General features: G+C 69.6%; 26 protein-coding genes. 17 read left to right on the plus strand and 9 right to left on the minus strand.

From position 1 onward, the window contains the following. Positions 1–7: 7 nt before the first annotated feature. The gene (locus tag OHA19_RS25275) at positions 8–481 is read right to left on the minus strand and encodes an Lrp/AsnC family transcriptional regulator (protein ID WP_405751710.1); all 474 of its coding nucleotides are present in this window, start codon (positions 479–481) and stop codon (positions 8–10) included. 133 nt (positions 482–614) lie between these two features. Between OHA19_RS25275 and hppD the strand changes: the two genes are divergently transcribed. Beyond that, on the plus strand, positions 615–1760 hold the full coding sequence (gene hppD, locus OHA19_RS25280; protein ID WP_405713110.1) for a 4-hydroxyphenylpyruvate dioxygenase: 1146 nt from the start codon (positions 615–617) through the stop codon (positions 1758–1760). A gap of 36 nt (positions 1761–1796) precedes the next feature. Here hppD and OHA19_RS25285 read toward each other — a convergent pair whose 3' ends face one another. Beyond that, the gene (locus OHA19_RS25285; protein ID WP_405713108.1) at positions 1797–3650 is read right to left on the minus strand and encodes a tetratricopeptide repeat protein; all 1854 of its coding nucleotides are present in this window, start codon (positions 3648–3650) and stop codon (positions 1797–1799) included. A gap of 97 nt (positions 3651–3747) precedes the next feature. On the opposite strand from OHA19_RS25285, the gene OHA19_RS25290 reads away from it, so the two are divergent. Continuing rightward, positions 3748–5115, plus strand: a complete 1368-nt coding sequence (locus tag OHA19_RS25290) for an FAD-binding oxidoreductase (protein WP_405713106.1) — start codon at positions 3748–3750, stop codon at positions 5113–5115. Between the two features lie 68 nt (positions 5116–5183). Here OHA19_RS25290 and OHA19_RS25295 read toward each other — a convergent pair whose 3' ends face one another. Continuing rightward, a complete protein-coding gene (locus OHA19_RS25295) occupies positions 5184–5660 on the minus strand; it encodes an SsgA family sporulation/cell division regulator (protein ID WP_405751713.1) in 477 nt (158 codons plus the stop codon). A gap of 212 nt (positions 5661–5872) precedes the next feature. Between OHA19_RS25295 and OHA19_RS25300 the strand changes: the two genes are divergently transcribed. Next, positions 5873–7543: an RDD family protein gene (locus OHA19_RS25300; protein WP_405751715.1), complete on the plus strand. Its 1671-nt coding sequence runs from the start codon at positions 5873–5875 to the stop codon at positions 7541–7543. Between the two features lie 111 nt (positions 7544–7654). After that, positions 7655–8317: an RDD family protein gene (locus OHA19_RS25305; RefSeq protein WP_405713100.1), complete on the plus strand. Its 663-nt coding sequence runs from the start codon at positions 7655–7657 to the stop codon at positions 8315–8317. A gap of 117 nt (positions 8318–8434) precedes the next feature. On the opposite strand, the gene OHA19_RS25310 is transcribed toward OHA19_RS25305, so the two are convergent. Continuing rightward, the gene (locus OHA19_RS25310; RefSeq protein ID WP_405713098.1) at positions 8435–8800 is read right to left on the minus strand and encodes a hypothetical protein; all 366 of its coding nucleotides are present in this window, start codon (positions 8798–8800) and stop codon (positions 8435–8437) included. A 371-nt stretch (positions 8801–9171) separates the two neighbouring features. Here OHA19_RS25310 and OHA19_RS25315 point away from each other — a divergent pair, with 371 nt between their 5' ends. Continuing rightward, entirely contained in the window at positions 9172–11571 is a 2400-nt protein-coding gene (locus OHA19_RS25315) for an immune inhibitor A domain-containing protein (protein WP_405751717.1), read from the plus strand. A gap of 124 nt (positions 11572–11695) precedes the next feature. Continuing rightward, positions 11696–12040, plus strand: coding sequence for a hypothetical protein (locus OHA19_RS25320; protein WP_405751719.1), 345 nt, complete (start codon positions 11696–11698; stop codon positions 12038–12040). A 65-nt stretch (positions 12041–12105) separates the two neighbouring features. Here the strand turns inward: OHA19_RS25320 and OHA19_RS25325 are convergent, their stop codons facing one another. Beyond that, on the minus strand, positions 12106–12690 hold the full coding sequence (locus OHA19_RS25325; RefSeq protein WP_405713092.1) for an isochorismatase family protein: 585 nt from the start codon (positions 12688–12690) through the stop codon (positions 12106–12108). 235 nt (positions 12691–12925) lie between these two features. Beyond that, complete coding sequence (locus tag OHA19_RS25330) at positions 12926–14254, minus strand: nicotinate phosphoribosyltransferase (RefSeq protein WP_405713090.1); 1329 nt, start codon at positions 14252–14254, stop codon at positions 12926–12928. 78 nt (positions 14255–14332) lie between these two features. On the opposite strand from OHA19_RS25330, the gene clpS reads away from it, so the two are divergent. The 7 genes from clpS to OHA19_RS25365 all read left to right on the plus strand — a co-directional run bounded on the left by clpS (position 14333) and on the right by OHA19_RS25365 (position 19178). Next, on the plus strand, positions 14333–14647 hold the full coding sequence (clpS, locus tag OHA19_RS25335) for an ATP-dependent Clp protease adapter ClpS (RefSeq protein ID WP_405713088.1): 315 nt from the start codon (positions 14333–14335) through the stop codon (positions 14645–14647). Positions 14648–14711: 64 nt separating this feature from the next. After that, positions 14712–15296, plus strand: coding sequence for a DUF2017 domain-containing protein (locus tag OHA19_RS25340; RefSeq protein WP_405713086.1), 585 nt, complete (start codon positions 14712–14714; stop codon positions 15294–15296). 303 nt (positions 15297–15599) lie between these two features. Further along, positions 15600–17042 carry an amino acid permease gene (locus OHA19_RS25345; protein WP_405713084.1) on the plus strand — a complete coding sequence of 481 codons (1443 nt, stop codon included), beginning with the start codon at positions 15600–15602 and terminating at the stop codon, positions 17040–17042. A 104-nt stretch (positions 17043–17146) separates the two neighbouring features. Further along, positions 17147–17578, plus strand: a complete 432-nt coding sequence (locus OHA19_RS25350) for a Mov34/MPN/PAD-1 family protein (protein ID WP_383722100.1) — start codon at positions 17147–17149, stop codon at positions 17576–17578. A gap of 122 nt (positions 17579–17700) precedes the next feature. Continuing rightward, positions 17701–17826 (plus strand): putative leader peptide, encoded by a 126-nt coding sequence (locus OHA19_RS25355; RefSeq protein WP_405713082.1) that lies wholly within the window; start codon positions 17701–17703, stop codon positions 17824–17826. Between the two features lie 123 nt (positions 17827–17949). Further along, positions 17950–18228: a MoaD family protein gene (locus OHA19_RS25360; protein ID WP_405713080.1), complete on the plus strand. Its 279-nt coding sequence runs from the start codon at positions 17950–17952 to the stop codon at positions 18226–18228. After that, on the plus strand, positions 18228–19178 hold the full coding sequence (locus OHA19_RS25365; RefSeq protein WP_405713078.1) for a PLP-dependent cysteine synthase family protein: 951 nt from the start codon (positions 18228–18230) through the stop codon (positions 19176–19178). Before OHA19_RS25360 ends, OHA19_RS25365 begins: the two co-directional genes overlap by 1 nt. A gap of 100 nt (positions 19179–19278) precedes the next feature. Here OHA19_RS25365 and OHA19_RS25370 read toward each other — a convergent pair whose 3' ends face one another. Continuing rightward, a complete protein-coding gene (locus OHA19_RS25370) occupies positions 19279–19794 on the minus strand; it encodes a type II toxin-antitoxin system PemK/MazF family toxin (RefSeq protein WP_405713076.1) in 516 nt (171 codons plus the stop codon). A 178-nt stretch (positions 19795–19972) separates the two neighbouring features. On the opposite strand from OHA19_RS25370, the gene OHA19_RS25375 reads away from it, so the two are divergent. Continuing rightward, positions 19973–20725, plus strand: a complete 753-nt coding sequence (locus tag OHA19_RS25375) for an MBL fold metallo-hydrolase (RefSeq protein ID WP_405713074.1) — start codon at positions 19973–19975, stop codon at positions 20723–20725. A gap of 90 nt (positions 20726–20815) precedes the next feature. On the opposite strand, the gene OHA19_RS25380 is transcribed toward OHA19_RS25375, so the two are convergent. After that, a complete protein-coding gene (locus OHA19_RS25380) occupies positions 20816–22081 on the minus strand; it encodes a PTS transporter subunit EIIC (protein ID WP_405713071.1) in 1266 nt (421 codons plus the stop codon). Between the two features lie 269 nt (positions 22082–22350). Beyond that, complete coding sequence (locus OHA19_RS25385; RefSeq protein ID WP_405713069.1) at positions 22351–23661, minus strand: PTS transporter subunit EIIC; 1311 nt, start codon at positions 23659–23661, stop codon at positions 22351–22353. A 223-nt stretch (positions 23662–23884) separates the two neighbouring features. Between OHA19_RS25385 and OHA19_RS25390 the strand changes: the two genes are divergently transcribed. The 3 genes from OHA19_RS25390 to OHA19_RS25400 all read left to right on the plus strand — a co-directional run bounded on the left by OHA19_RS25390 (position 23885) and on the right by OHA19_RS25400 (position 25544). Further along, entirely contained in the window at positions 23885–24118 is a 234-nt protein-coding gene (locus OHA19_RS25390; RefSeq protein WP_014156020.1) for a glucose PTS transporter subunit EIIB, read from the plus strand. A 193-nt stretch (positions 24119–24311) separates the two neighbouring features. Further along, the gene (gene rph / locus OHA19_RS25395; protein WP_405713067.1) at positions 24312–25049 is read left to right on the plus strand and encodes a ribonuclease PH; all 738 of its coding nucleotides are present in this window, start codon (positions 24312–24314) and stop codon (positions 25047–25049) included. A 102-nt stretch (positions 25050–25151) separates the two neighbouring features. After that, a complete protein-coding gene (locus OHA19_RS25400; protein ID WP_405713065.1) occupies positions 25152–25544 on the plus strand; it encodes a hypothetical protein in 393 nt (130 codons plus the stop codon). Positions 25545–25561 lie beyond the last annotated feature (17 nt).

Here is a 25561-nt window from a genome sequence, read left to right on the forward strand (position 1 = left end):
CCTCGGCTCAGTCGGTGTCCTCCGCGGCCTGCTCGACGAGCGGGATGATCCGCAGCGGAACCGGGTTCTCCATGACGATGGCCGTGGAGGCCCGGACAATGCCATCAAAACCGACAACCCGGTCGATCACCCGTTGAAGATCGGCGTTGGAACGCGCGACCAGGCGGCAGAGCATGTCGCCGTGCCCGGTGGTGGTGTGCAGCTCCAGCACTTCCGGTACGCCGGTCAAGTGGGCCCGTACGTCGGCTCCTTGGCCCTGCTTGATCTCCAGGGTGGCGAACGCGGTGACGGGGTAGCCGAGCGCCGCCGGATCGACCGCCGGACCGAATCCGCGGATGACGCCATTCGACTGAAGCCGGTCGAGCCGTGCCTGCACCGTCCCGCGCGCCACGCCGAGCCTGCGCGATGCCTCCAGTACGCCGATGCGGGGCTCGCGGGCCAGCAGCACGATCAGCCGCCCGTCCAGATGATCGATCGCCATGGTCCGCTCCGTAGGTTCGAGGTGATGGTCATCATGTACAGATAGCCCGTCCTTCATCCCTATCCGCTGTACAGATTGCCCAGTGAATGTGCAAACTATTGCGCACCTTGCGAAGCGGCGAGAGCCTTCGGACATGACTGAGACTCTGCACACCACCCCCGAGACAGCCCGGCAGGCCGACCCCTTCCCGGTCAAGGGAATGGACGCGGTCGTCTTCGCCGTCGGCAACGCCAAGCAGGCCGCGCACTATTACTCGACGGCGTTCGGCATGAAGCTGGTCGCCTACTCCGGACCGGAGAACGGCAGCCGCGAGACGGCGAGTTACGTACTGACCAACGGATCGGCCCGTTTCGTCTTCACCTCCGTCATCAAGGCCGCCACCGACCACGGCCGCTTCCTGGCCGGTCATGTGGCCGAGCACGGCGACGGCGTCGTCGACCTGGCCATCGAGGTCCCGGACGCCCGCGCCGCCTACGCGTACGCGGTCGAGCACGGCGCCCTCGGCCTCGACGAGCCGCACGAGGTCAAGGACGAGAACGGCACCGTCGTCCTCGCCGCGATCGCCACGTACGGCAAGACCCGCCACACCCTCGTCGAGCGCACCGGCTACGAGGGCCCGTACCTGCCCGGCTACGTCGCCGCCGATCCGATCGTCGAGCCGCCCGCCAAGCGCACCTTCCAGGCCGTCGACCACTGCGTCGGCAACGTGGAACTCGGCCGGATGAACGAGTGGGTCGGCTTCTACAACAAGGTCATGGGCTTCACCAACATGAAGGAGTTCGTGGGCGATGACATCGCCACCGAGTACTCCGCGCTCATGTCGAAGGTCGTCGCCGACGGCACCCTCAAGGTCAAGTTCCCGATCAACGAACCGGCCGTCGCCAAGAAGAAGTCCCAGATCGACGAGTACCTGGAATTCTACGGCGGCGCCGGCGTCCAGCACATCGCGCTCGCCACGAACGACATCGTCGCCTCGGTACGGGCGATGCGGGCGGCGGGCGTCCAGTTCCTGGACACGCCCGACTCCTACTACGACACCCTCGGCGAGTGGGCGGGCGAGACCCGCGTGCCGGTGGAGACCCTGCGCGAGCTGAAGATCCTCGTCGACCGCGACGAGGACGGCTACCTGCTGCAGATCTTCACCAAGCCGGTCCAGGACCGCCCGACCGTCTTCTTCGAGATGATCGAACGCCATGGCTCGATGGGCTTCGGCAAGGGCAACTTCAAGGCTCTGTTCGAGGCGATCGAGCGCGAGCAGGAGAAGCGCGGCAACCTCTGACCTCCCGGGTCGGCACGCGGCCGGCTCCGGGCCCCGTCATCGGGTGCCCGGGGCCGGTTCCGGCGTTTCGGGCTGCTGCGGCTGGGACTGCTGGGGCTGCTGCGGTTTCTGCGGGGCGGGGAGCTTCGATTCGGGCTGCCGAGGGGCGGACCTCTGCCGCCAGGGAGTCTCCGGCGCGGGCTTCGACGCCGCCTTCGCCCTTGTCTCCGCCTCCGCCTCCGCACTCGCCTCCGTCTCCGGCGCGGGCTTCGGCGCCGCCTCCGCCCTCGCCTCCGTCTCCGGCGCGACGGCCCGCGTCGTCGGAGCAGCGGACGCCACGGATACGGGTGCCTGTGGCTCGGGTGCCTGTGGCTCGGGCTCCGGGGGCGGCGGCCGCATGCCCCTCGGGCTGTCCGGCGGGGGAGCGGCCAGGTCGTCCAGGGTCTCCTGGGCGGCGGGTCCGGCCAGTGGGGAGAACCGGGGGTTGGTGCGCAGGGCCGCCGCCAGATTGCGGCGCGCCGGGCCGTACCGCCCCAGCTCCTTCTGGATCACGCCCAGGTGATAAGCGTACGAGGCGCTCCGCCCGCCCGTGTCGACCGCGCGGGCCGCGTACTCCAGAGCGGCGGACGGGTCGCCGGAGCGGTGCAGGGCCCAGCCCAGCGCGTCCGCCACCGCCGCGCTGCGGTGCGAGCGCGCCCACTCGGCGTCCAGCAGCCCGACCGCCACCGCCGGATCCCCGTGATCGGCCTCGAAACGGCCGCGCAGCAGCGCGCCGTCCACGCCCTGGTCCTCGTCCCGGGCGAGCGCCTCGCGGAACCGTGCGTACTGGTCGCCGGCCTCCGCGTCCAGCCCCAGCGACTCGTACAACTCGCCCAGCTCCAGCATGTACTCGGGCCGGGGGAGCTGCTTCAGAGCCGCCCGGTAGTCGCGCCGGGCCTCGTCCGTGCGGCCGAGCGCCACCAGAGCCCTGGCCCGGCCCGCGAGCGACGGATGGTGGGCGCGGTCGGTCCGCAGCGCCGCGCCGTACTGCGCGACCGCCTCCTCCGGCTCGCCCCGCTCCCAGGCCAGTTCGCCCAGCAGGGCCAGACACTCCGCCTTCTGCGCGGGAGTGCCCGCCCGGCCCGCCGCGTCCTGCGCGTCGGCCAGCGCGTCCTCGGGCCGGCCGCTGTCCAGGTACATCCGTGCCGTCCGCATGAGCGCCGGAACCCCCGCGCGCAGCGCCGTGAACCGCTCCACCGCCGTCTTCACGGACCTGTGGTCCCCGAGACCGCTGTACGCGTCGATCAGCGCCGGATACACGGCCCACTGCTTCGGCTGCCGCGCCCGTACCGTCTCGCCCCACTTCTTCGCCGCGACGAAGTCGTGCCGGGCATCGGCGAGCTCCGCGAGCCCCACCCAGGCCGCCGTGTTGCCGTTCTCACCCGGCTGGACGTTCAGCGAGCGCTTCAGCGCCTGCTCGGCCCGGCCGTAGTACGCCGAGTCCGCGGAACGCCGCCCCCACTCCACGTAGGCCGTCCCCAGCACCGCCCAGGAGCGCGCGTCGGACGGATGTGTGCCCACCCACTGCTGCCGGTCCCCGATCAGCGCCGTCAGATCGGAGAGCGAGGCCGGGGAACCGGCCGCCGTCGCCGCCAGCGCACGCGAGACCGGGCCGGGTACGGGCGGCCGCGACGCCTTCTTCCCGTCCTCCGGAACGGCCACCACGGCACCCGTCACCAGCACCGCACCCGCCACCACGCCAACGGCCGCCCGGCGCAGCGTCGTACGCAGCGAGAGGGGCGGAAGCCCGTCCTCCGAAGCCGGGTCGAGGAGCGCGGACAGCGCGGAGGCACCGGAGAAGTCGGAGGCGTCAAGGGGAGCGCGGCGGCTCGGACCGGGGGACTGCGGAGGCTGCTGCGGCATGACATCCATGCCGATCACTCTGCGTCAGTAATACGAGCACACCGCGCCTTGTGAAGGCCGCGGCAGACGGGTTCACACCAATGGGCCCGGGTGCCACGCTGGGATCATGAACGGTCTTCTCGAACAACTGCGTGCGGGTCTGCCCGCCGAGGCCCTGATCACGGATCCCGACATCACCGCCTCGTACGCCCACGACATGGCGAGCTTCTGCGAGGCGGGCACGCCCGCCGTCGTCGTGCTCCCGCGCACGGTCGAGCAGGTCCAGCACGTCATGCGCACCGCCACGGCCCTGCGCGTCCCGGTCGTCCCACAGGGGGCCCGCACCGGCCTGTCGGGCGCGGCCAACGCCTCCGACGGCTGCATCGTGCTGTCCCTGGTGAAGATGGACCGGATCCTGGAGATCAGCCCGGTCGACCGGATCGCCGTCGTCGAACCGGGCGTCGTCAACGCGGTGCTGTCCCGGGCGGTCGAGGAGCACGGTCTCTACTACCCGCCGGACCCCTCCAGCTGGGAGATGTGCACCATCGGCGGCAACATCGGCACCGCCTCCGGCGGTCTGTGCTGCGTGAAGTACGGGGTCACCGCCGAATACGTACTCGGCCTGGAGGTCGTCCTCGCCGACGGGCGGCTGCTCACCACCGGCCGCCGCACCGCGAAGGGCGTCGCCGGATACGACCTCACCCGGCTCTTCGTCGGCTCGGAGGGCAGCCTCGGCATCGTCGTCGGGGCCGTGCTCGCGCTGAAGCCCAAGCCGCCGCAGCAGCTGGTCCTGGCCGCGGAGTTCCCGAGCGCGGCGAGCGCCTGCGACGCGATCTGCCGGATCATGGAGCGTGGTCACACTCCGTCACTCCTCGAACTGATGGACCGTACTACGGTCCGGGCCGTCAACCGGATGGGCAACATGGGCCTCCCCGACACCACTGAGGCGCTTCTGCTCGCCGCCTTCGACACCCCGGACCCGTCGGCCGATCTGGCCGCTGTCGCCGAACTGTGCACCGCCGCGGGCGCCACCGACGTGGTCCCCGCCGAGGACGCCGCCGAGTCCGAAATGCTGCTCCAGGCCCGGCGGATGTCGCTCACCGCGCTGGAGACCGTCAAGTCGGCCACGATGATCGACGACGTCTGCGTACCCCGCTCGAAGCTCGGCGCCATGCTGGAGGGCACCGCGGCCGTCGCCGAGAAGTACGGCCTGACCATCGGCGTCTGCGTGCACGCGGGCGACGGCAACACCCACCCCGTCGTCTGCTTCGACCACACCGACGCCGACGAGTCCCGGCGGGCCCGCGAATCGTTCGACGAGATCATGGCGCTCGGCCTGGAGCTCGGCGGCACGATCACCGGCGAGCACGGCGTGGGCCTGCTGAAGAAGGAGTGGCTCGCGCGCGAACTCGGCGAGGTGAGCGTCGAACTGCACCGGGGCATCAAGCAGGCTTTCGACCCGCTCGGGCTCCTCAACCCCGGCAAGGTGTTCTGACGGCGGGCGGTGTTCCGACGGCGGGCGCGACGGCCGGGCGGAACCGTGCCGGCTCACGCCTCGTCGGCTCATGCCTCGCCGTCCTGCGACTCGTCCGACGGCCACGGGTCGCGCATCCACAGGTCGTCGGCGGGCAGCGGCGCGAGCAGCTCGGCGAGGCCCTCGTCGATCCCGAGCCGCTCGGTCTCCGTGCCGGGCGGGACCAGCCGCAGCGTCCTCTCCACCCAGGCGGCCACCGCGGCGGACGGCACCTCCAGGAGCGCGTTGCCGTCGGGCGAGCTCAGCGCGACGAAGATGACGTTGCGCCGGTCGACCTTGGTCGGCCAGATCCGGACGTCCCCGTGACCGCACGGCCGGAACACGCCCTCGACGAGCAGATCGCGGGCGAAGGTCCAGTGCACCGGAAAGTCGGAGCCGATGTGAAAGGCCATGTGCACGGCGTACGGGTCCTCCGTGCGGTACGTCAGACGGGCGGGGAGGGGGATGCTGTGCTCGGGCGACAGGACCAGCTTGAGTTCCAGCTCGCGTTCCACGGTGGTGTGCATGAGTGCGTCCTTCCGGTGCCTGTGGGCCGGCCTGATGACCGGTCCGCACAGGGAGAGAGCGCCCTCCCCGCCATCTATTACGCGACTTCCGAAAAATATTTCCGGGCAACGGGAAAGTGGCCCAAACCCCTGGAGTGGCCCAGGGGTACGCGGGCGTCTGGTAGATGTGGACCCGTTGTATTCAGGCCTCGAAGAGATACGGGACCACGGTGATGAGCGCCCCAACCCCGGCACCCGGTGAAGAAAGCCCCCGCGAGGGGTACTACCCCGACCCGTCCATTCCCGGATATGTCCGGTACTGGAACGGCGCTTCATGGGTGCCAGGCACGAGCCGCCCCGCCCCTGAGCAGGGTGAGTCGACGCCTGCGGCCCCCTCCGGAGCAGAGCCCTCCGCCCCGGCTCCCGAGCCACAGCCACAGCCGCAGTCCCGGCCGTCGGCCGCGCAGCCGTCGGCCCCCGCGCCGGTGGAAGAGACCGGCCCGGTCTTCCTGGACGACGAGCCGAACGCGGGCAACCGCCCCGAACCGGCCACCGCCTGGCAGGCCGACGCCTCCCGGCAGACCGGCTTCGGCGGGGAACGCGACCGGCGGGTCTCCTGGGGCGGCACCGGGCACCCCGGCGAGGAGGGCGGGCACCCCGGCGGGCAGGGCGGGCACCCCGGCGAGCAGGGCGGGCACCCCGGCGGGCAGGGCGATCCGCGTACGCCCGCGAACCGCGCCCCGGCCGACCGGGTGCCGGACGATCGCCTCCCGGCGGTCCGCACCCCTGCCGACCGCTCCCCGGCGCCGGACCCGCGACAGCCCGCCGCCTCTGCGTCTCCGGCTCCCTCCAGCTCTCCCGCGCCGGAGAACACCGTCGCGATCCGGATCGGCCGTCAGGGCCGCCCTGGCGGAGGTACGGATTCCGGCGAGGGCGACGCGGGGCGCCCGCCCACCGACGGGACGGTCACGATCCGGGCCGTGGGCCAGGGCGGCGGCCCGCCGGCCCGCCGTACGACCGATCCGGCGGCACCGGAGGGGACGATGGCGATCCGCGCGATCGCCCCCGGCACGGCCGCACAGCCTTCCGCCCAGGCGCAGAGCCCCGTTCCGGCGCAGAACCCCGCCCCCTGGGCGCAGCAGGCCAATCAGCCCGCTCAGGCGGCCCAGCCCGCTCAGCCCGGCCAGCCGGTGCTGCCCCAACTCCCGGCCCAGCAGCACCACCCCCAAGCCCAGCCCCAGCCCCAGCTTCAGCAATTCCAGCCCCAACAGCTCCAACAGCCCCAGCCCCAGCAGTCACCGCTCCAGCCTCAGCAGCCCCGCCCGCAGTTCGGTGCGCAGGGTGCTCAGCCGGATCAGCCCGTGGTGCCCTGGAAGCCCCCGGTCGACGACCCCTTCCAGCAGCTCGCGCAGGCCCAGGCGGGGGCCAGGCCCGCCGGGCTCGGCAAGCGGTTCGCCGCCCGGCTGATCGACAGCGTCGTGCTGATGGCGCTCGTCGGCGCGATCGGCTTCCCGCTGATCTCGAAGGCGCTGGACCACATCGACGAGAAGATCGACGCGGCGAAGCTGTCCGGTGAGACGGTCACCGTCTGGCTGGTGGACTCCACCACGGCCGGCCTGTTCGGCGCGGTGCTCGGTGCGTTCCTGGTGCTGGGTGTCCTGCTGGAGGCGCTGCCGATGGCCAAGTGGGGGCGCACCCTCGGCAAGAAGCTCTGCGGACTCGAAGTGCGGGACATCGAGTCCCACGGCGCCCCGTCCTTCGGCGCCGCGCTGCGCCGGTGGCTGGTCTACGGCGTGCTGGGCATCCTCGTGATCGGGGTGCTCAACGTGCTGTGGTGCCTGATCGACCGGCCGTGGCGCCAGTGCTGGCACGACAAGGCGGCACACACCTTCGTGGCGGGCTGACCGCACCCGGTCGGCCGACGGCCCATCGGGTGAGGGGCCGTCGGCCCCGGCCGTTCCCCCGAACGCACCTGAGCCGTTGCGGGCACCTCCGGGCCGGGGTGCACTGCCCCCATGAGCAACGATCAGCCGACGTCCGGTCAGCCGCCCGAGGACGACCCGTTCCGCAAGAAGCCGAATGAGCCGCCGCCGTCTTCGGGCTCGCCGTACGACAGCGCTCCGCCGCCGCCTCCGCCGCCGTACGATCCAGGTCCCTACGGCGGTGGGCCGTACGGTGGCGCGGATCCGCTGGCCGGCATGCCGCCGCTCGGGGAGCCCGGCAAGCGCATCCTGGCCCGGCTGATCGACTTCCTGATCATCTCGATCCCGCTCTATCTGATCTCGCTGCCATGGGGCGGCGCGGTCGAGGTGTCGGACAACAACGGCAGCGGGAACGGCGTCGGCGATGTCTTCAGCCAGACGTACAGCGGGCACCAGCTGGTGTGGTCGCTGATCGGTCTGGTCGTGTACGTCGCCTACGACACGTACTTCACGCACAAGGACGGCCGGACCATCGGCAAGCGGCTGCTGAAGCTGCGCGTCGCGATGCTCAACGACGGCCGGGTACCCGACACCGGAGCGGCGTTCCTGCGGGCCGTGGTGCTCTGGCTGCCGGCGCTGCTGTGCTGCCCGTGCCTGTGGTGGCTGATCAACATCGTGCTCATGTTCACGGACAAGCCGTACCGGCAGGGCCTGCAGGACAAGGCGGCGAAGACGGTGGTCGTCCAGACCAACTGACGTCGTACAACGCTCGGCGACGCTGTCCCCGCGGTCCTGGACGCCGTCCCGCGGCCCCTCGATGCCGTCCTGAGGCCCCCGTGGTTCCGTGTGGCCCGGTGGGGGGCAGGCGTGCTGTCAGTGGCGCATGGAGTGCCGGCCCGCGTGCTCGTCCGCGGGGGCCGAGGGGAGCGGTGCGGCCTCGTGGGGCACGGGGGCCGCGCCCCGGTCCCCGTCGTGGGCGAGGCCCTCGGCCTCGACGGCTGCGGAGACCGCGTCCTGGTTCACGCGGACCGCGGAGCGGGCACCGGCCCGGTTCGCGGTTTTCGCGTGTGACGGCTGGGGTACGGTCACGGCCACCAGCAGGCCGAGCGCGAGCGCCGCGGTCCCGATGACGCCGATGCCGAGGCCCGACTCCGTGCGGGAGAGCAGCAGCATGGCGAGGGTCGAGAAGATGACGGTGACCGAACCGTAGGAGAGCTGTGCGGCAGTGGGACGCGGCATGGCGGTATCCGTCCTCGGGACATCGGATGGGCGGTCTCTCGACACGGTCGCCCGGTCAAGCGACTCTACGACGGTGGATGCCCGAGCGGGGCCATCGGTAAGCGTGGCCTAACCCAGGGGGCCGGTGCACAGGGGGCGCACGGAGTCATTTGCCGCTCCAACCGTGGACCGTGACGCGACGGTTGGCCCTTTGTTGAACGTCCGGATAACGGAAGCGTTCTCCTACATAGTGCACTTGGCCTGTTCAAGTCAAGATCTGTCTTTTCTCGCGTAACTCCGGTCGAATGTCGTCACTTGTGACGCGTATTCGCGCGCGGCCCCTCCACACCACTCAAGGCCGCAGCCGCGGGTGCCGGGGAGGACTGCATCAAGTGACCACAAACAGACGGGCGCTTCGCGCCGCTGCGGTTGTCGTGGCCATGGCCGCCACTGCCGCCACGGCGTCAGCTTTCGCCACGGCCCAGGCAGATGACAAGGCGCCTGGAGCCAGCAGCACCAGCATCGACCGCCGTGACCCGGGGTCGGCCAAGGGCAACGAGCACGACCTGAAGGGCCCGTTCAGCGAGCAGCAGGACGCGCAGCGTCAGGCCGCCCTCGAACAGGTGATATCGGGCGACAAGAAGATCGCGAAGCGCGACGGCTCCAAGGTCGTCAAGCTCGACGACAAGAAGTACGTCGAGCTCGGCCGCGAGAAGACCGACAAGATCTTCACGATCCTGGTGGAGTTCGGCGACAAGGTCGACAACACCACGATGTTCGACCCGGACGGCGACGGCCCGAAGCCGGCCGTCCCGAAGTACGGGGGCACGCCCGGCCCGCTGCACAACAAGATAGCCAAGCCGGACCCCAAGAAGGACAACAGCACCGCCTGGCAGGCCGATTACAACCAGGAGCACTTCCAGGACCTCTACTTCGGTGAGGCTGCCGGCAAGGACTCGCTGAAGACGTACTACGAGAAGACGTCCTCCGGGCGCTACTCGGTCGACGGCGAGGTCTCCGACTGGGTCAAGGTGCCGTACAACGAGGCCCGTTACGGCTCGAACTACTGCGGCTCGACCAACTGCGCCAACGCCTGGGACATGATCCGGGACGGCGTGAACGCCTGGGCCGCCGACCAGAAGGCCAAGGGCCGTACGCCCGAGCAGATCAAGACGGATCTCGCCAAGTACGACCAGTGGGACCGTTACGACTTCGACGGCGACGGCAACTTCAACGAGCCCGACGGCTACATCGACCACTTCCAGATCGTCCACGCCGGTGAGGACGAGTCCGCGGGTGGCGGCGTCGAGGGCAAGAACGCCATCTGGGCCCACCGCTGGTACGCCTACGGCACGGACGCCGGCGCGACCGGCCCGGCCGGGAACAAGGCGGGCGGCACCCAGATCGCTGACACCGGCATCTGGGTCGGCGACTACACCGCGCAGCCCGAGAACGGCGGCCTGGGTGTCTTCGCCCACGAGTACGGCCACGACCTGGGCCTGCCGGACCTCTACGACACCACCAACACCGCCGAGAACTCGGTCGGTTTCTGGTCCCTGATGTCGGCCGGTTCCTGGCTCGGCACCGGCAAGGACTCGATCGGTGACCTGCCCGGCGACATGACCGCCTGGGACAAGCTCCAGCTGGGCTGGCTCGACTACGCCGAGGCCAAGGCCTCGACGAAGTCCACCCACAAGCTGGGTGTGTCCGAGTACAACACCAAGAACAAGCAGGCGCTCGTCGTCACGCTGCCCGAGAAGCCCGTCACCACCGCCGTCACCAAGCCGGCGGAGGGCTCCAAGCAGTGGTGGAGCGACATGGGCGACAACCTGAACAACACCCTGACCCGCTCGGTCGACCTCACCGGCAAGTCCAAGGCTTCCCTGGACCTTTCGGGCTGGTGGGACATCGAGAAGGACTACGACTACCTCTACACCGAGGTGTCGGACAACGGCGGCACCAGCTGGACCGCGATCGACGGCACGGCCGACGGCAAGGCGATCCCGCGCGACGCCAGTGACAAGCCGGCCCTGACCGACGTCTCCGGCCAGTACCAGAAGCTCTCCTTCCCGCTGGACGCCTACGCGGGCAAGAAGATCGACGTCCGCTTCCGCTACGCCACCGACGGCGGCGCGGGCGGCATCGGCTTCGCCGCGGACACCATCTCGGTGACCGCCGACGGTGCCGCGCTCTTCACGGACAACGCCGAGGGCGACGACAACGGCTGGACCGCCAAGGGCTTCTCCCGCGTCGGCGAGTCGTTCACCAAGGACTACCCGCAGTACTACATCGCGGAGAACCGTCAGTACGTCAGCTACGACAAGACCCTCAAGGTCGGCCCGTACAACTTCGGCTTCTCCGGCACCCGTCCGGACTGGGTCGAGCACTTCCCGTACCAGAACGGTCTGCTCGTCTGGCTCTGGGACAAGTCCCAGAAGGACAACAACGTGTCGCAGCACCCGGGCCAGGGCCTGATCCTGCCGGTCGACTCGCACGCCAAGCCCCTGAAGTGGGCCGACGGCACGGTCATGCGCAACAGGATCCAGCCGTTCGACTCGCCTTTCAGCTGGTACCCGACCGACGCCTTCACGCTCCACAACGCGGACGCGCCGGTCCGGGTGAAGTCGCAGAGCGGCGTCCCGGCCTTCGACGACCACAAGGGCACCTACTGGTACAAGGAGAACCCGACCGGAAGTGTTCAGGTTCCTGACACGAACACCCGGATCTCGATCGTCAAGGAGCCCCGCAGCGGCCAGACGATCACCGTCAAGGTCGGTCCTTCGCACAAGTAGTTCCGCATAACCCCAGGTCAGAGCATGATCGGCCGTCGCCCTCTAGCGGGCGGCGGCCGATCGTGTTTAGGTGCGTCTTGTTCAGATGCTTATTGACACGACGTCTCACGGGGGAGCGCGGAGCATGGCAGGCGGAGGGTTCTGCAAGTTGCCGAACGGCAGTGTGGTGGTGGCGATCACCCTGGCCAGTCCGGCCGACGGAGCGGGTTCGGGCACCCCGGTCCGGGTCCTGGTGCACGCGGCCAATCGGGCCCGCGCCCTGACCCGGCTGCGCAACGTCGGCCTGCGCGCGGTCTACCTCCGCGGCAACGCCGAGCCGCCCACCCCCGACGAGATCACCGCCGTGCTGCACCACCCCGACGGCCTGCTCTGGCGCGCGAGGCCGGAGCGGGCACAGGAGCTCTGGCATCCGATCCGGGCCCTGCTCCACCCGGCCCGCCCGGCCATACCCGTCCGGCGGCCGGCCTGACACGGGTCCCCCCGCCCGCCCCACCCGTCCGGCCCACCGGGCCGGACACGGCGTACGGGAGGGCCTCAGACCACCGGCTTGCCGGACAGCTTCACGCCCGCCCTGCGGAGCTCCTCCAGCGCCCGATCCGTGGTCGTCTCGGCGACCCCCGCGGTCAGGTCGAGCAGCACATGCGTGGTGAAGCCCGCCCGGACCGCGTCCAGCGCCGTCGCCCGCACACAGTGGTCGGTCGCGATGCCGACCACGTCCACCTCGCTGATCCGGCGCTCCCGCAGCCAGTCGGCCAGCCCCACGCCGTTCTCGTCGATGCCCTCGAAGCCGCTGTACGCCGCCGCGTAGTCGCCCTTGTCGAACACCGCGTCGATCGCCCCCGAGGCGACCGCGGGGGCGAAATTCGGGTGGAAGCCGACGCCCTCCGTGCCGGCCACGCAGTGCGGGGGCCAGGAGTCCTCGAAGTCCGGGCGGTCGGAGAAGTGGCTGCCCGGGTCGATGTGGTGGTCGCGGGTGGCCACCACGTGGTCGTACCCGGCCTGGGCCTCGCCGATCAGGTCGGTGACGGCGGCGGCGACATCGGCGCCGCCCGCCACGGCGAGGCTGCCGCCCTCGCAGAAGTCGTTCTGAACATCGACGACGATCAAGGCGCGGTGCATGACGGGTGTCCTTCGGTGGGGGACGGTCGGCGGTCGTGGAGGTGGGTTCGAGCTTCGCGTGGGGGTGGGTTCAAACCTCGTGGGGGGTGGATTCGAGCCTTGTGGGCCCGTTGCGGGGCCCATTCGAGCCTAGAGACTCCGGACCCGGATAGGGAGGGGACGGAGCGGAGCCCTTGCGGCGTCCGGGGCCGCGGGGGTGACCGGGCGTGCCGGTCACCGCACCGCACGGCCCCCGTCACATGTACTCGGTGGGAATCACCGGCTCTCCGCGCGACAGCTGCACCGCCGACATCGGCAGCCCCGCCCGTGCCGCGATGTGCCGCTCGCGCGCCGCGTCCAGCGGCTCGCGGGCGATCACCTCGCCGCCCCTGACCAGCTCGACCAGCAGCTGCCGGTCGGCCAGCTCCGGCGGTACGGCGCCGGTGCCGATCACCTCGGCCTCGGCGACCCCGTGCTCGTCCAGCCGGCGCGCGGCCCACTTGCGACCGCCGACCGACGACTTCGCGCCGAGCGACTTCTTGGCCACCGGGCGCAGCGGCTCCGCGGGATCGGCGGACCCGGCACGCGCGACGAGCTTGTAGACCATCGAGCAGGTGGGCTGCCCGCTGCCGGTCACCAGCTGCGTGCCCACCCCGTACGCGTCGACCGGCGCCGCGGCCAGCGAGGCGATGGCGTACTCGTCCAGGTCCGAGGTCACCACGATCTTCGTCCTGGTGGCGCCCAGCTCGTCCAGCTGCTGCCGCACCCGGTGCGCCACCAGCAGCAGGTCCCCGGAGTCGATCCTTACCGCGCCCAGCTCGGCCCCGGCGACCTCGACCGCCGTACGGACCGCCTCGGTGACGTCGTACGTGTCGACCAGCAGGGTCGTGCCCCGGCCGAGCGAGTCGACCTGGGCCCGGAACGCGTCGCGCTCGGTGTCGTGGAGCAGCGTGAAGGCGTGGGCGCTGGTCCCGACGGTCGGGATGTTGTAGCGGAAGCCCGCCGCCAGGTCGGACGTGGTGCTGAAGCCGCCGATGTACGCGGCGCGCGCGGAGGCCACCGCCGACAGTTCATGGGTGCGTCGTGCACCCATCTCGATCAGGCCGCGCCCGCCGGCCGCGGCGGACATCCGCGACGCCGCGGCGGCGATCGCCGAGTCGTGGTTGAGGATCGACAGGATCACCGTCTCCAGCAGCACGCACTCGGCGAAGGAGCCCTCGACCCGCAGGATCGGGGAGCCGGGGAAGTACACCTCGCCCTCCGGGTAGCCCCAGATGTCGCCGCTGAAGCGGTAATCGGCCAGCCAGGCGAGGGTCGGCGCGTCCACGACGTTCTGTTCGCGCAGGAAGGTGAGCATCTCGTCGTCGAAGTGGAAGTTCTCCACCGCGTCCAGAACCCGCCCGATGCCCGCGACGACGCCGTAGCGCCGCCCCTCGGGCAGCCGGCGCGTGAACGCCTCGAAGACCGAGCGCCGATCGGCCGTGCCGGCCTTCAGCGCGGCCTGCACCATCGTGAGCTCGTACTGGTCGGTGAAGAGCGCGGTCGACGGCACACCGACCCGTCGCCCAAGGTCCGCAGAGTTCATGTTCCGGATGCTACCCCTATTTCGTCAGAGTGACGAGATCTCGGGTCGTTTGTGCGATGCACCCTCCCGAGTGGCAGCATGGGGTGGGTGAGCGTCGCACCCACAGAGATCACGCGTCCCGAATCGGCCGAGGAGAGTGTCGTCGTCCCCGAGCCGGACGTCCCCTGGGTGACGCTGGTCCACAACGACCCGGTCAATCTCATGAGCTACGTGACCTATGTCTTCCAGGCCTACTTCGGCTACCCCAAGGACAAGGCGCACAAGCTGATGCTGGACGTCCACCAGAAGGGGCGCGCGGTCGTCTCCAGCGGCAGCCGCGAGGAGATGGAACGCGACGTCCAGGCCATGCACGGCTACGGACTGTGGGCCACCCTCACGCAGGACCGCAACTAGACCGGACCGCCTCCCGGACCCCGCCCGAATCCTGCCCCGCCCGACCCACCATCGGAGAAAACCCATGGCCGGCCACTTCGAGGCCACCCCCGGCGGCGGCGCGGCCGTCGCGCTCGACGAGGTGGAGATCGCGATCCTGCGCTCCCTCACCGTCCAGCTGCTGGAACTGATCGGTCCCGGCGACGAACCCGCCGAGGACGCGGACCCGCTCGCCGCCCTCTTCGCGCAGGGGCCCAGCGAACCCCCCGCCGACCCCGCCCTGGCCCGCCTCTTCCCCGAGGCGTACGGCGACCAGGACAGCGAACTGCGCGCCGCCTCCGCCGAGTTCCGCCGCTTCACCGAGAACGATCTGCGCGCCCGCAAGCGCACCGACGCCCTCGCCCTCGTACGCACCCTGGACTCGCTCACGGTCGCCGGGGACGACTCCGCCGTGCTCGAACTCACCGGCGACGAATGCCGCAACTGGCTCGGCGCCCTCAACGACCTCCGGATCACCATCGGCACCCGCCTGGAGGTCTCCGACGAGGACGAGGGCGAGGCGGGCTCGCTCTACCGGCTCCCGGACAGCGACCCGCGCAAGCCGATGGTCATGGCCTATCTCTGGCTCGGTGCGCTCCAGGAGACGCTCGTGGAAACGCTGATGCCGTAAGGCGGCATCGAGTGTTCGCTCAACGGATGCTCAAATCCGAATAACGATCCCGTCACCTGAATGGTCGCCTTTGCTGCGGCAGGAAACCCTTGTCCGCTTTTTACTGTGGTGTACGCCACATAACGTCCGGTGGGTCGCCCGAGTGGCCGTGATAAATCTTCACGACCACTCGGGGACGCCACCCCTGTTCCCGAGGGCGCCACGAGCCGGCCACCACCGGCGGCACTCCATCCATATCCGGGGGGATCAGGAACTGATCCGCAGCCTCAACGGTGCGGATCGGCGTGGAGAAAGGCGCGGCACATGAAATCGACGCAGGTCGACGACAAAGGAAACAGCGGCGGGCAGGCCGTAGAGGTCGCGGACGCCGGCCCGGCCGGCGAGGGATACCAGCGGGCACTCGGCGCCCGTCAGATCCAGATGATCGCCATCGGCGGAGCCATAGGCACCGGACTCTTCCTCGGCGCGGGAAAGGCGATCGCCAAGGCCGGACCCAGCCTCATCCTGGCCTATGCCGTCGCGGGCCTGGTGATCTTCTTCATCATGCGTGCCCTGGGCGAACTCCTCATGTACCGGCCGGTCTCGGGCTCCTTCTCCGAGTACGCCCGCGAATTCATCGGCCCCTTCGCAGGCTTCGTCACCGGCTGGACCTACTGGCTGTTCTGGGTCGTCACCGGAATCACCGAAGTCACCGCCGCGGCCCAGTACATGACGTTCTGGTTCGAAATTCCACAATGGGTTTCCGCACTGATCTTCACGATCATTCTGTACGGGGTGAACCTGATCTCGGTGAAACTCTTCGGTGAACTCGAGTTCTGGTTCTCGATGGTCAAGGTCACCGCCATCGTCGGCATGATCCTCATCTGCGCCGGAATTCTCACCCTCGGCTTCTCCGACGCCGGGGACACCGCGTCCGTCACCCACCTCTGGTCCGACGGCGGATTCTTCCCGCACGGCATCAAGGGCACCCTGATGACGCTGCAGATCGTGATGTTCGCCTTCCTCGCCGTCGAACTCGTCGGCGTCACCGCGGGCGAGTCCAAGGACCCCAGGACCGTCCTGCCCAAGGCCATCAACACCGTGCCGTGGCGCATCGCCGTCTTCTACGTCGGCGCCCTGATCATGATCCTCTCCGTGGTCCCCTGGACCGAGTTCTCGCCGGGCATCTCCCCGTTCGTCGAAGCCTTCGACAAGATGGGCCTCGGCCTCGGCGCGGGCATCGTCAACTTCGTCGTCCTGACCGCCGCGCTCTCCTCCTGCAACTCCGGCATGTACTCCACCGGCCGCATGCTGCGCGACCTCGCCCTCAACGGACAGGGCCCCAAGTTCTTCACCCGGCTCACCAGGAGCGGCACCCCGCTCGTCGGCACCACCTTCTCCGCCGCCCTGATGCTCCTCGGCGTCTGGATCAACTACCAGTGGCCCGGTGACGCCTTCACCTACGTCGTCTCCTTCGCCACCATCTCCGGCATGTGGGCCTGGATCATGATCCTGATCAGCCAGATCCGCTACTGGTTCCTCGCCCGCCGCGGTGTGCTCCCGCAGTCCGCCTTCCGGGCCCCCGGCGCCCCGTACACCAGCGTCTTCGCACTGTTCTTCATCGCCATGGTCATCGTGATGATGGGCATCGACGAGGACACCAGGATCTCGCTGTACTGCGCCCCGCTCTGGGCCGCGCTCCTCGGCATCTCGTACGTGGTCCTCAAGGCCCGCAACCCCGAGAACAAGGCCTTCGCGAAGAACTGAACCCTCTCCACCACCCGGCCGCCCCGACGGCCGCCGTGTCCACCATGCGGCCCCTCCCGTATCGCACTTCGGTACGGGAGGGGCCGCATGCCTATCCTGGCGAAATGCTGACCATCACCAAGGCGCTCCACGACCAGATCGTCGCGCACTCCCGCGCCGACCACCCCGATGAGGCGTGCGGCGTGGTCGCGGGCCCGGCCGGGACCGGCCGCCCCGAGCGGTTCATCCCGATGCTCAACGCCGCCCGCTCGCCCACCTTCTACGAGTTCGACTCGGCCGACCTCCTCAAGCTCTACCGCGAGATGGACGACCGCGACGAGGAGCCGGTGATCGTCTACCACTCCCACACCGCGACCGAGGCCTACCCCTCCCGCACCGACGTCACCTACGCCAACGAACCCGGCGCCCACTACGTCCTCGTCTCCACCGCGGACACCGACGACGCTGGCCCCTTCCAGTTCCGCTCGTACCGCATCGTGGACGGCGAGATCACCGAGGAGGACGTCGAGGTCGTCGAGGCGTACGAACCCGCCTGACCCCTGGCTGGTGGCCGGACGGGACCGCGCCCACCACGGTCCCGTCCACCTGTCGAACACCGAGCATCCACCAGGTGAGATCACACTCGGGATTACGGACCGGGAATCGATACGATGAGCCCATGGTTCTCCATGACGTGAGCGAAAAGACGCCGGGCATGCTGCTCGTCGCGCGGCTGCACGTCGACCTGTGCAGGCTCTCCAGCGCGATCTGTACGAGCCGCCCGCCCGCCGGCCGCAAGGCCTGAGCCGGGCCCGCGGCCCGAGCAGCACACGTAGCACCCCACATACGCACCAACCCCCGCGCGGGGGCCCAGCCGCGCGCCCCACGCCACTTCTCCGCTTCTCCGCTTCCGACAGGAGCCCACGCCATGGCCATCGAGGTCCGCATCCCGACCATCCTCCGCACCTACACCGACGGCGCCAAGGCCGTCGAGGGCAACGGAGCGACCCTCGCCGACCTCCTCACGGACCTGGAGAGCCGCCACAACGGCATCCGCGAGCGCATCGTCGACGGCGACCAGCTCCGCCGCTTCGTGAACGTCTACCTCAACGACGAGGACGTCCGCTTCCTCGACGGCATCTCCACCGAGCTCAGCGACGGCGACAACGTCACCATCCTCCCGGCCGTCGCCGGCGGCATGAACTGATGCGGTACGACAGCCCGCTCGCCGCGGTGGGCAACACCCCGCTCGTCCGCCTGCCGCGGCTGTCACCCTCCGACGAAGTCCGCATCTGGGCCAAGCTGGAGGACCGCAACCCCACCGGCTCGATCAAGGACCGCCCCGCGCTCCACATGGTCGAACAGGCGGAGAAGGACGGCCGGTTGACCCCCGGCTGCACCATCCTGGAACCCACCAGCGGCAACACCGGCATCTCGCTCGCCATGGCGGCCAAGCTCAAGGGCTACCGCATCGTGTGCGTCATGCCCGAGAACACCTCCCAGGAGCGACGCGACCTGCTCGCCATGTGGGGCGCCGAGATCATCTCCTCCCCGGCGGCGGGCGGCTCCAACACCGCGGTCCGCGTCGCCAAGGAACTGGCCGCCGAGCACCCCGACTGGGTCATGCTCTACCAGTACGGGAACCCGGACAACGCGGGCGCCCACTACGCCACCACCGGCCCGGAGATCCTCACCGACCTCCCGTCCATCACCCACTTCGTGGCCGGCCTCGGCACCACGGGGACCCTCATGGGCGTCGGCCGCTACCTGCGCGAACACAAGCCGGACGTCAAGATCGTCGCCGCCGAGCCGCGCTACGACGACCTCGTCTACGGACTCCGCAACCTCGACGAGGGCTTCGTCCCCGAGCTCTACGACGCCTCGGTCCTCACCACCCGCTTCTCCGTCGGCTCGGCGGACGCGGTCACCCGCACCCGCGAACTCCTCCAGCAGGAGGGCATCTTCGCGGGCGTCTCCACCGGCGCCGCACTCCACGCGGCGATCGGCGTCGGAAACAAGGCCGTCAAGGCGGGGGAACCGGCCGACATCGTCTTCGTCGTCGCGGACGGCGGCTGGAAATACCTGTCGACCGGCGTCTACACGGCCCCGACGACCGAAGCGGCCATCGAGACACTGCACGGCCAGCTCTGGGCCTGAGAGCCGGCCCGCAACCCCTGGCGGGGCGCACCCGCCAGGGAGCCGTAACCCCTGGCGAGGTGCGCCCACCAGAGATCAGTAACCCCTTGCGGGGCGCACCTCAGCTCAGCCCCCGCACCCGCTCCCACACCCCCGCGTCCACGACGCCCACCCGCCGCCGGAACCCGCGCACGGCCACCTCCCGCAGCTCGTCCGTCTCCAGGAAGCTCGCCCGGTCCCGCGCATCCCCCACCGTCCCCGCAGGCAGCGCGATCACCCCGGGCCGTTCCGCATGATGCTTGCTGGTGATCTTCGCGACGAGCGCCGAGTCGCCCCGCACCGACAGCACCAGGCACGGCCGGTCCTTCGCCCCGGGCCCGTCCTCGTACGGCACCTCCGCCCACCAGATCTCACCCGGCCGCGGCCCGCGCTCCGGCCCCGGCTCACGTCCGGGCCCCGCCGGCGGCCGCGTCCGGCCACCCGGACGCCCACCGGAGCGCGGCCCCGCCGCCCCCGCCGACCTGCGGGAACCTCTACGGGGCCGACTCCCGCCCCGCCCCCGCCCATCGGCGACCGCCGCGACCAGCGCGAGCAGCACGACAAGAGCGAGCGCGATCCACCACCAGGACATGTCCATGTTCCCGACCGTACCGGCGTCACCACCGCTTCCATCGAACCGGTGACAGAGCAGGTGAGTTCCCCCACAACGGACGGCCGTGGAGGAGCGACCGGCTGTTTCGCGCCTTACGCTCGACGAACCGCTCAACAGACCGCACGAACCCTCCCCGTTCCCACGTCTCGGAGGTTCACGCTCCATGAAGCTCACCGTCGTCGGCTGCTCCGGCTCGTTCCCGTCCGCGGGATCAGCGTGTTCGAGCTACCTCGTAGAGGCCGACGGCTTCAGGCTGCTCCTCGACATGGGCAACGGCGCCCTCGGCGAGCTGCAGCGCCATGTCGGTCTCTACGACCTCGACGCCATTTTCCTCAGTCACCTCCATGCCGATCACTGCATCGACATGTGCGCGTACTTCGTCGTCCGCTACTACCGGCACGACGGCGGACGCCCCGCCCACCTCCCGGTCTACGGGCCCGAGGGCACCGAGCAGCGGCTGACCACCGCACACGCCGACACCCCGTCCGAGCACGCGATGAGCGAGGTCTTCGACTTCCACACGCTGAAGCCGGGATCGTTCGAGATCGGCCCCTTCTCGGTCCGCACGGAGAAGCTCTGCCACCCCGTCGACACCTTCGGGATCCGTATCGAGCACGGCGGCCGCTCGCTGGCGTACTCCGGCGACACCGGGACCTGCGAGGCCCTGGACGAACTCGCCGAGGGCGTCGACCTGTTCCTGTGCGAAGCATCGTTCATCCACGGCAAGGAGGACATCCCGGACCTCCATCTCAACGGCCGCGAGGCGGGCGAGATCGCAGCCCGCGCCGGCGTGGGGCGCCTCGTCCTGACCCACATCCCGCCGTGGACCGACGCCGACCGAAACCTGGCCGACGCCCGCGTGGTTTTCGACGGACCGGCGGAGGTCGCGGTGCCGGGGGCGGTGTACGAGATCTGAGAGCCGCCCCGTCGGGTTCCCGCCGCGGACACGCCGAAGCCCTCACCTCCCGCCGGGGAGGTGAGGGCTTCGGCGTACGGCGGGCGAGGATTACTTCGCCTCGGCCTTGAGAAGCTCGGCGAGCTCCTCGTCCGACTCACGGCCCGGAGTCGGCAGGTTGAACCTGGTGATCGCGAAGCGGAAGACCACGTAGTAGACCACCGCGAAGCAGAGACCGACCAGTACCAGCAGCCACGGCTTGCTCGCGATGCCGAGGTTGAGGAAGAAGTCGACCGCACCCGCCGAGAAGCCGAAGCCGTCCTTCATACCGAGACCCCAGGTGAGGGCCATGGAGACACCGGTGAGCACCGCGTGGATCGCGTACAGCACCGGGGCGATGAACATGAAGGTGAACTCGATCGGCTCGGTGACACCGGTCACGAAAGCGGTGAGCGCGAGCGAGAACATCATGCCGCCGACGACCTTGCGGCGCTCCGGGCGGGCGCAGTGCACGATGGCGAGGCACGCGGCCGGGAGGGCGAACATCATGATCGGGAAGAAGCCGGTCATGAACTGTCCGGCCGTCGGGTCACCGGCCAGGAAGCGGTTGATGTCACCGCTCTTGCCCTCGAACTCACCGGCCTGGAACCACGGGAACGAGTTCAGCAGGTGGTGCATTCCGACCGGGATCAGCGCACGGTTGGCGACACCGAAGATGCCCGCGCCGACCGCACCGGAACCGACCAGCCACTCGCCGAAGTTGTGCAGCCCGGTACCGAGGACCGGCCAGATGTAACCGAAGACGATGCCGATGACCAGACCCGCGAAGGCGGAGAGGATCGGGACCAGGCGGCGGCCACCGAAGAAGCCGGCCCAGGCGGGCAGCTTCGTCCGGTAGAACTTCTGGTAGAGCAACGCGACCACGATGCCCATCACCACACCGCCGAGGACCTTGGCGTCCACGGGGGCGTCCGTCATGACTATCTTGCCGTCGACCACCTTCGCGACCTGCGGAAGGTTGCTGTCGGTGAAGGTGGCGAGCACCTTCTGGAAGACCAGGTAGCCGGTGACGGCCGCGAGCGCGGTCGAACCGTCCGACTTCTTGGCGAAGCCGATCGCGATGCCGACGGCGAACAGCAGCGCCATGTTGTCGAGGATCGCGTTGCCGCCCGCGGCCATGAAGCTCGCGATCTTGGTGACGAAGTCCGGGAACGAGGCCCTGCCGAGCATGTCGTCGTTGCCGAGACGCACCAGCAGCGCGGCGGCGGGCAGCACCGCGACCGGCAGCATGAGGCTGCGGCCGATGCGCTGCATGACCGACATCACGCCGGCACCCTTTTTCTTGCTGACCGCGGGTGCGGTGTCTGCCGTGGACATCAACTTCCTCCATGGGGCAAGGCGCCGCCCAGGTCGTTTGAGGGGGGAGGCGACGACTCGAGAAACGCGGCAGAGCGCCACGTGGTCTGGACCACTCAGTGGTGTAGACCAGTTTTAGCACGGTGAGCGTTAGATAAGGAACCTGCAAATTCCGACTACTTCGCATGAGCGATCATCCACGCTCGGTGACACGACGAAGACCCCCGGATCACATGGGTCCGAGGGCCTTCGGGGCCTGCTCCGGTCGGGCCCGAAGCCCGCCCGATCTGCTATTTCGTGAGGTTCCTCTCGATCTCCTCCTCCACCTCGTCGGGCTCGCGCCCCGGCGTCTGGAGGTTGAACCTGGTGATCGCGAACCGGAAGATCACGTAATACACGGCGGCAAAGGCCAGCCCGATCGGAATGATCAGCCATGGTTTCGTCGCCAGACTCCAGTTGATGACGTAGTCGATCAGACCCGCCGAGAAACTGAAGCCGTCCTTCGCCCCGAGCGCCCACGTCACCGCCATCGAGACACCGGTGAGCGCCGCGTGGATCCCGTACAGCAACGGTGCGACGAAGAGGAACGAATACTCGATCGGCTCGGTGATGCCCGTCACGAACGACGTCAGGCCGACCGAGAGCATCATGCCGCCCACCGCCTTCCGGCGATGCGGCTTGGCGCAGTGGTAGATCGCCAGCGCCGCCGCGGGCAGGGCGAACATCATGATCGGGAAGAAGCCCGAGGTGAACTGTCCGGCCGTCGGGTCACCCGCCAGGAACCGGTTGATGTCACCGTGCACGACCGTGCCGTCCGGCTTGGTGAAGTCGCCGAACTGGAACCAGACGAAGGTGTTCAGGAACTGGTGCAGGCCGATGACCAGCAACGCACGGTTGGCGAGACCGAAGATGCCGGAACCCACCCAGTCCAGATCCACCAGCCACTTGGAGAAACTGGTCAGACCGTCACCGACCGGCTGCCACAGCCAGGCGCACAGCCCCGCGAAGAGCAGGCCGACGAACGCCATGATGATCGGCACCAGCCGGCGGCCGTTGAAGAAACCCAGCCAGTCCACCAGCTTGACCCGGTGATACCGCTGCCAGAACCAGGCGGACAGCAGACCCATCACGATGCCGCCGAACACCCCGGGGTTCTGGTACTCGGCCGCCGTGACCTTGGCATCGCCGGTCACACAGGTGCCGAACCAGGTACCGCCCGAGGTGAACGTCGAACCTGCGGCGCAGTCCACCGGGAAGGCGTGCAGCACCGCGTAGTAGACGAGGAAACCCGCCACCGCGGCGAGCGCGGTCGAACCGTCCGACTTCTTCGCCATGCCGATGGCGACACCGACGCAGAACAGCAGCGGAAGACCGAGCCCCGAGTCGAGCAACGCACCGCCCGCCGCCGCGAACACCTTGGCGATGCTGTTCCAGCCCAGGCCCTCGTCACCGAATACGTCCGGCTGGCCCAACCGGTTCAGAATGCCGGCCGCCGGCAGCACGGCGATCGGCAGCTGGAGGCTGCGGCCCATCTTCTGGAGCCCCTGGAAGAAGCCGTTCCACCACGTCTTCCGTGGCACTGCGGCGCTGCTCGAACTCATCGGCATCCTCCCGGAACAAGGCACGCACGGCCGTCGTTTGCAGACTGGTGTAGACCAGTTGAGGTACGGTGCGTAACCCGCCTGGAAGACAGGGCACCGGTGATCGTCATCATTGGGGACGGTCCAGCCACCCGCTCGCGAAGCTGGGCCAAACGTGCGTTACGGTGACGAAACGGACCCAGGGTGGGCCGTCGCACGCATGTGAACAACCAGGGAGAAGGCCATGGCCAGCAAGGCTGAGAAGATCGTCGCCGGGCTCGGCGGTATCGAGAACATCGACGAGATCGAAGGCTGCATCACCCGCCTCCGCACCGAGGTCCACGACCCGAGCAAGGTCGACGAAGCCGCGCTCAAGGCCGCCGGAGCCCACGGCGTCGTCAAGATGGGCACCGCGATCCAGGTCGTCATCGGCACCGACGCCGACCCCATCGCCGCCGACATCGAAGACATGATGTGACCGGCCGCCCGAACCCCCGCTGAGCCGGCCGCTCAGCAACGAACAGGCCCCGCCCCCCGGACGGGGCCTGTGACGCACCCGGACGGGACCGGCGACGCACCGGGGCGAGGCCTGAGACGCCCTCGAACGGCCGTCGACCGGGGCCACCCGCACCCGAACGGACGCCACCCCCGCACCCGATAAAGTCGACGCCATGTCTCGTATCGACGGCCGCACCCCCGAACAGCTCCGCCCCGTCACCATCGAACGCGGATGGAGCAAGCACGCCGAAGGCTCCGTACTCATCTCCTTCGGCGACACCAAGGTCTTCTGCACCGCCTCCGTCACCGAAGGCGTCCCGCGCTGGCGCAAGGGCAGCGGCGAAGGCTGGGTCACCGCCGAATACTCCATGCTGCCCCGCTCCACCAACACCCGCGGCGACCGCGAATCCGTACGCGGCAAGATCGGCGGCCGCACCCACGAGATCAGCCGCCTCATCGGCCGCTCCCTGCGCGCCGTCATCGACTACAAGGCCCTCGGCGAGAACACCATCGTCCTCGACTGCGACGTCCTCCAGGCCGACGGCGGCACCCGCACCGCCGCCATCACCGGCGCCTACGTCGCCCTCGCCGACGCCATCACCTGGGCCCAGCACAAGAAGATCGTCAAGCACGGCCGCAAGCCGCTCACCGACACCGTCTCCGCCATCAGCGTCGGCATCGTCGACGGCACCCCCCTCCTCGACCTCTGCTACGAGGAGGACGTCCGCGCCGAGACCGACATGAACGTCGTCTGCACCGGCGACGGCCGCTTCGTCGAGGTCCAGGGCACCGCCGAAGCCACCCCCTTCGACCGCAAGGAACTCGGCGCCCTCCTCGACCTCGCCACCGCGGGCTGTGTCGACCTCACCGTCTTCCAGAACGACGCCCTCGCCCGCACCCTGGGCGAGTAAAGAAGCAACCAAGCACACACCACAACGCGTCGTTACGAACACGGGCGCATGGGTCGAACCGTGCGCCCGTCCGCGTATCCGCACCCGGGGAGGAACCGCACCATGGCCAAGGCCGCCCGCCACCGCCGCATCACCGTCGCGCTGACCCTGACCGCCCTCGCCCTCACCGCCGCGTCCGGCTGCGGCGCCGTCGACAAGGCACTGGACTGCGTCCGCGCCGCTGACGCCATCGCCACCAGCGTCGACAACCTCCAACAGGCCGTCTCCAACGCCACCAGCGACCCCACCCAGGCCTCCGAGGCCCTCGACGAGATCGAGAAGTCACTCGGCGAACTCGGCGACAAGACCGACAACGCCGACCTCGGCAAGGCCGTCGACGACCTCCAGGCAGGCATCGGCAACGTCCGCGACTCCATCGACAAGGGCGACGCCACCCCCGACATCTCCCCGGTCACCGACGCGGCCACGGAGATCGGCAAGGTCTGCACCCCCTGACCACCCCCGATACTGGG

It is taken from the genome of Streptomyces sp. NBC_00012, from assembly GCF_045040875.1.
Classification (GTDB): domain Bacteria; phylum Actinomycetota; class Actinomycetes; order Streptomycetales; family Streptomycetaceae; genus Streptomyces.

Excerpts from the sequence above, each read along its gene's own strand:
- OHA19_RS25275 (WP_405751710.1), bottom strand. The coding sequence starts at position 481 with ATGGCGATCGATCATCTGGACGGGCGGCTGATCGTGCTGCTGGCCCGC.
- hppD (WP_405713110.1), top strand. The coding sequence starts at position 615 with ATGACTGAGACTCTGCACACCACCCCCGAGACAGCCCGGCAGGCCGAC.
- OHA19_RS25285 (WP_405713108.1), bottom strand. The coding sequence starts at position 3,650 with ATGGATGTCATGCCGCAGCAGCCTCCGCAGTCCCCCGGTCCGAGCCGC.
- OHA19_RS25290 (WP_405713106.1), top strand. The coding sequence starts at position 3,748 with ATGAACGGTCTTCTCGAACAACTGCGTGCGGGTCTGCCCGCCGAGGCC.
- OHA19_RS25295 (WP_405751713.1), bottom strand. The coding sequence starts at position 5,660 with ATGCACACCACCGTGGAACGCGAGCTGGAACTCAAGCTGGTCCTGTCG.
- OHA19_RS25300 (WP_405751715.1), top strand. The coding sequence starts at position 5,873 with ATGAGCGCCCCAACCCCGGCACCCGGTGAAGAAAGCCCCCGCGAGGGG.
- OHA19_RS25305 (WP_405713100.1), top strand. The coding sequence starts at position 7,655 with ATGAGCAACGATCAGCCGACGTCCGGTCAGCCGCCCGAGGACGACCCG.
- OHA19_RS25310 (WP_405713098.1), bottom strand. The coding sequence starts at position 8,800 with ATGCCGCGTCCCACTGCCGCACAGCTCTCCTACGGTTCGGTCACCGTC.
- OHA19_RS25320 (WP_405751719.1), top strand. The coding sequence starts at position 11,696 with ATGGCAGGCGGAGGGTTCTGCAAGTTGCCGAACGGCAGTGTGGTGGTG.
- OHA19_RS25325 (WP_405713092.1), bottom strand. The coding sequence starts at position 12,690 with ATGCACCGCGCCTTGATCGTCGTCGATGTTCAGAACGACTTCTGCGAG.
- OHA19_RS25330 (WP_405713090.1), bottom strand. The coding sequence starts at position 14,254 with ATGAACTCTGCGGACCTTGGGCGACGGGTCGGTGTGCCGTCGACCGCG.
- clpS (WP_405713088.1), top strand. The coding sequence starts at position 14,333 with ATGGGGTGGGTGAGCGTCGCACCCACAGAGATCACGCGTCCCGAATCG.
- OHA19_RS25340 (WP_405713086.1), top strand. The coding sequence starts at position 14,712 with ATGGCCGGCCACTTCGAGGCCACCCCCGGCGGCGGCGCGGCCGTCGCG.
- OHA19_RS25345 (WP_405713084.1), top strand. The coding sequence starts at position 15,600 with ATGAAATCGACGCAGGTCGACGACAAAGGAAACAGCGGCGGGCAGGCC.
- OHA19_RS25350 (WP_383722100.1), top strand. The coding sequence starts at position 17,147 with ATGCTGACCATCACCAAGGCGCTCCACGACCAGATCGTCGCGCACTCC.
- OHA19_RS25355 (WP_405713082.1), top strand. The coding sequence starts at position 17,701 with ATGGTTCTCCATGACGTGAGCGAAAAGACGCCGGGCATGCTGCTCGTC.
- OHA19_RS25360 (WP_405713080.1), top strand. The coding sequence starts at position 17,950 with ATGGCCATCGAGGTCCGCATCCCGACCATCCTCCGCACCTACACCGAC.
- OHA19_RS25365 (WP_405713078.1), top strand. The coding sequence starts at position 18,228 with ATGCGGTACGACAGCCCGCTCGCCGCGGTGGGCAACACCCCGCTCGTC.
- OHA19_RS25370 (WP_405713076.1), bottom strand. The coding sequence starts at position 19,794 with ATGGACATGTCCTGGTGGTGGATCGCGCTCGCTCTTGTCGTGCTGCTC.
- OHA19_RS25375 (WP_405713074.1), top strand. The coding sequence starts at position 19,973 with ATGAAGCTCACCGTCGTCGGCTGCTCCGGCTCGTTCCCGTCCGCGGGA.
- OHA19_RS25380 (WP_405713071.1), bottom strand. The coding sequence starts at position 22,081 with ATGTCCACGGCAGACACCGCACCCGCGGTCAGCAAGAAAAAGGGTGCC.
- OHA19_RS25385 (WP_405713069.1), bottom strand. The coding sequence starts at position 23,661 with ATGAGTTCGAGCAGCGCCGCAGTGCCACGGAAGACGTGGTGGAACGGC.
- OHA19_RS25390 (WP_014156020.1), top strand. The coding sequence starts at position 23,885 with ATGGCCAGCAAGGCTGAGAAGATCGTCGCCGGGCTCGGCGGTATCGAG.
- rph (WP_405713067.1), top strand. The coding sequence starts at position 24,312 with ATGTCTCGTATCGACGGCCGCACCCCCGAACAGCTCCGCCCCGTCACC.
- OHA19_RS25400 (WP_405713065.1), top strand. The coding sequence starts at position 25,152 with ATGGCCAAGGCCGCCCGCCACCGCCGCATCACCGTCGCGCTGACCCTG.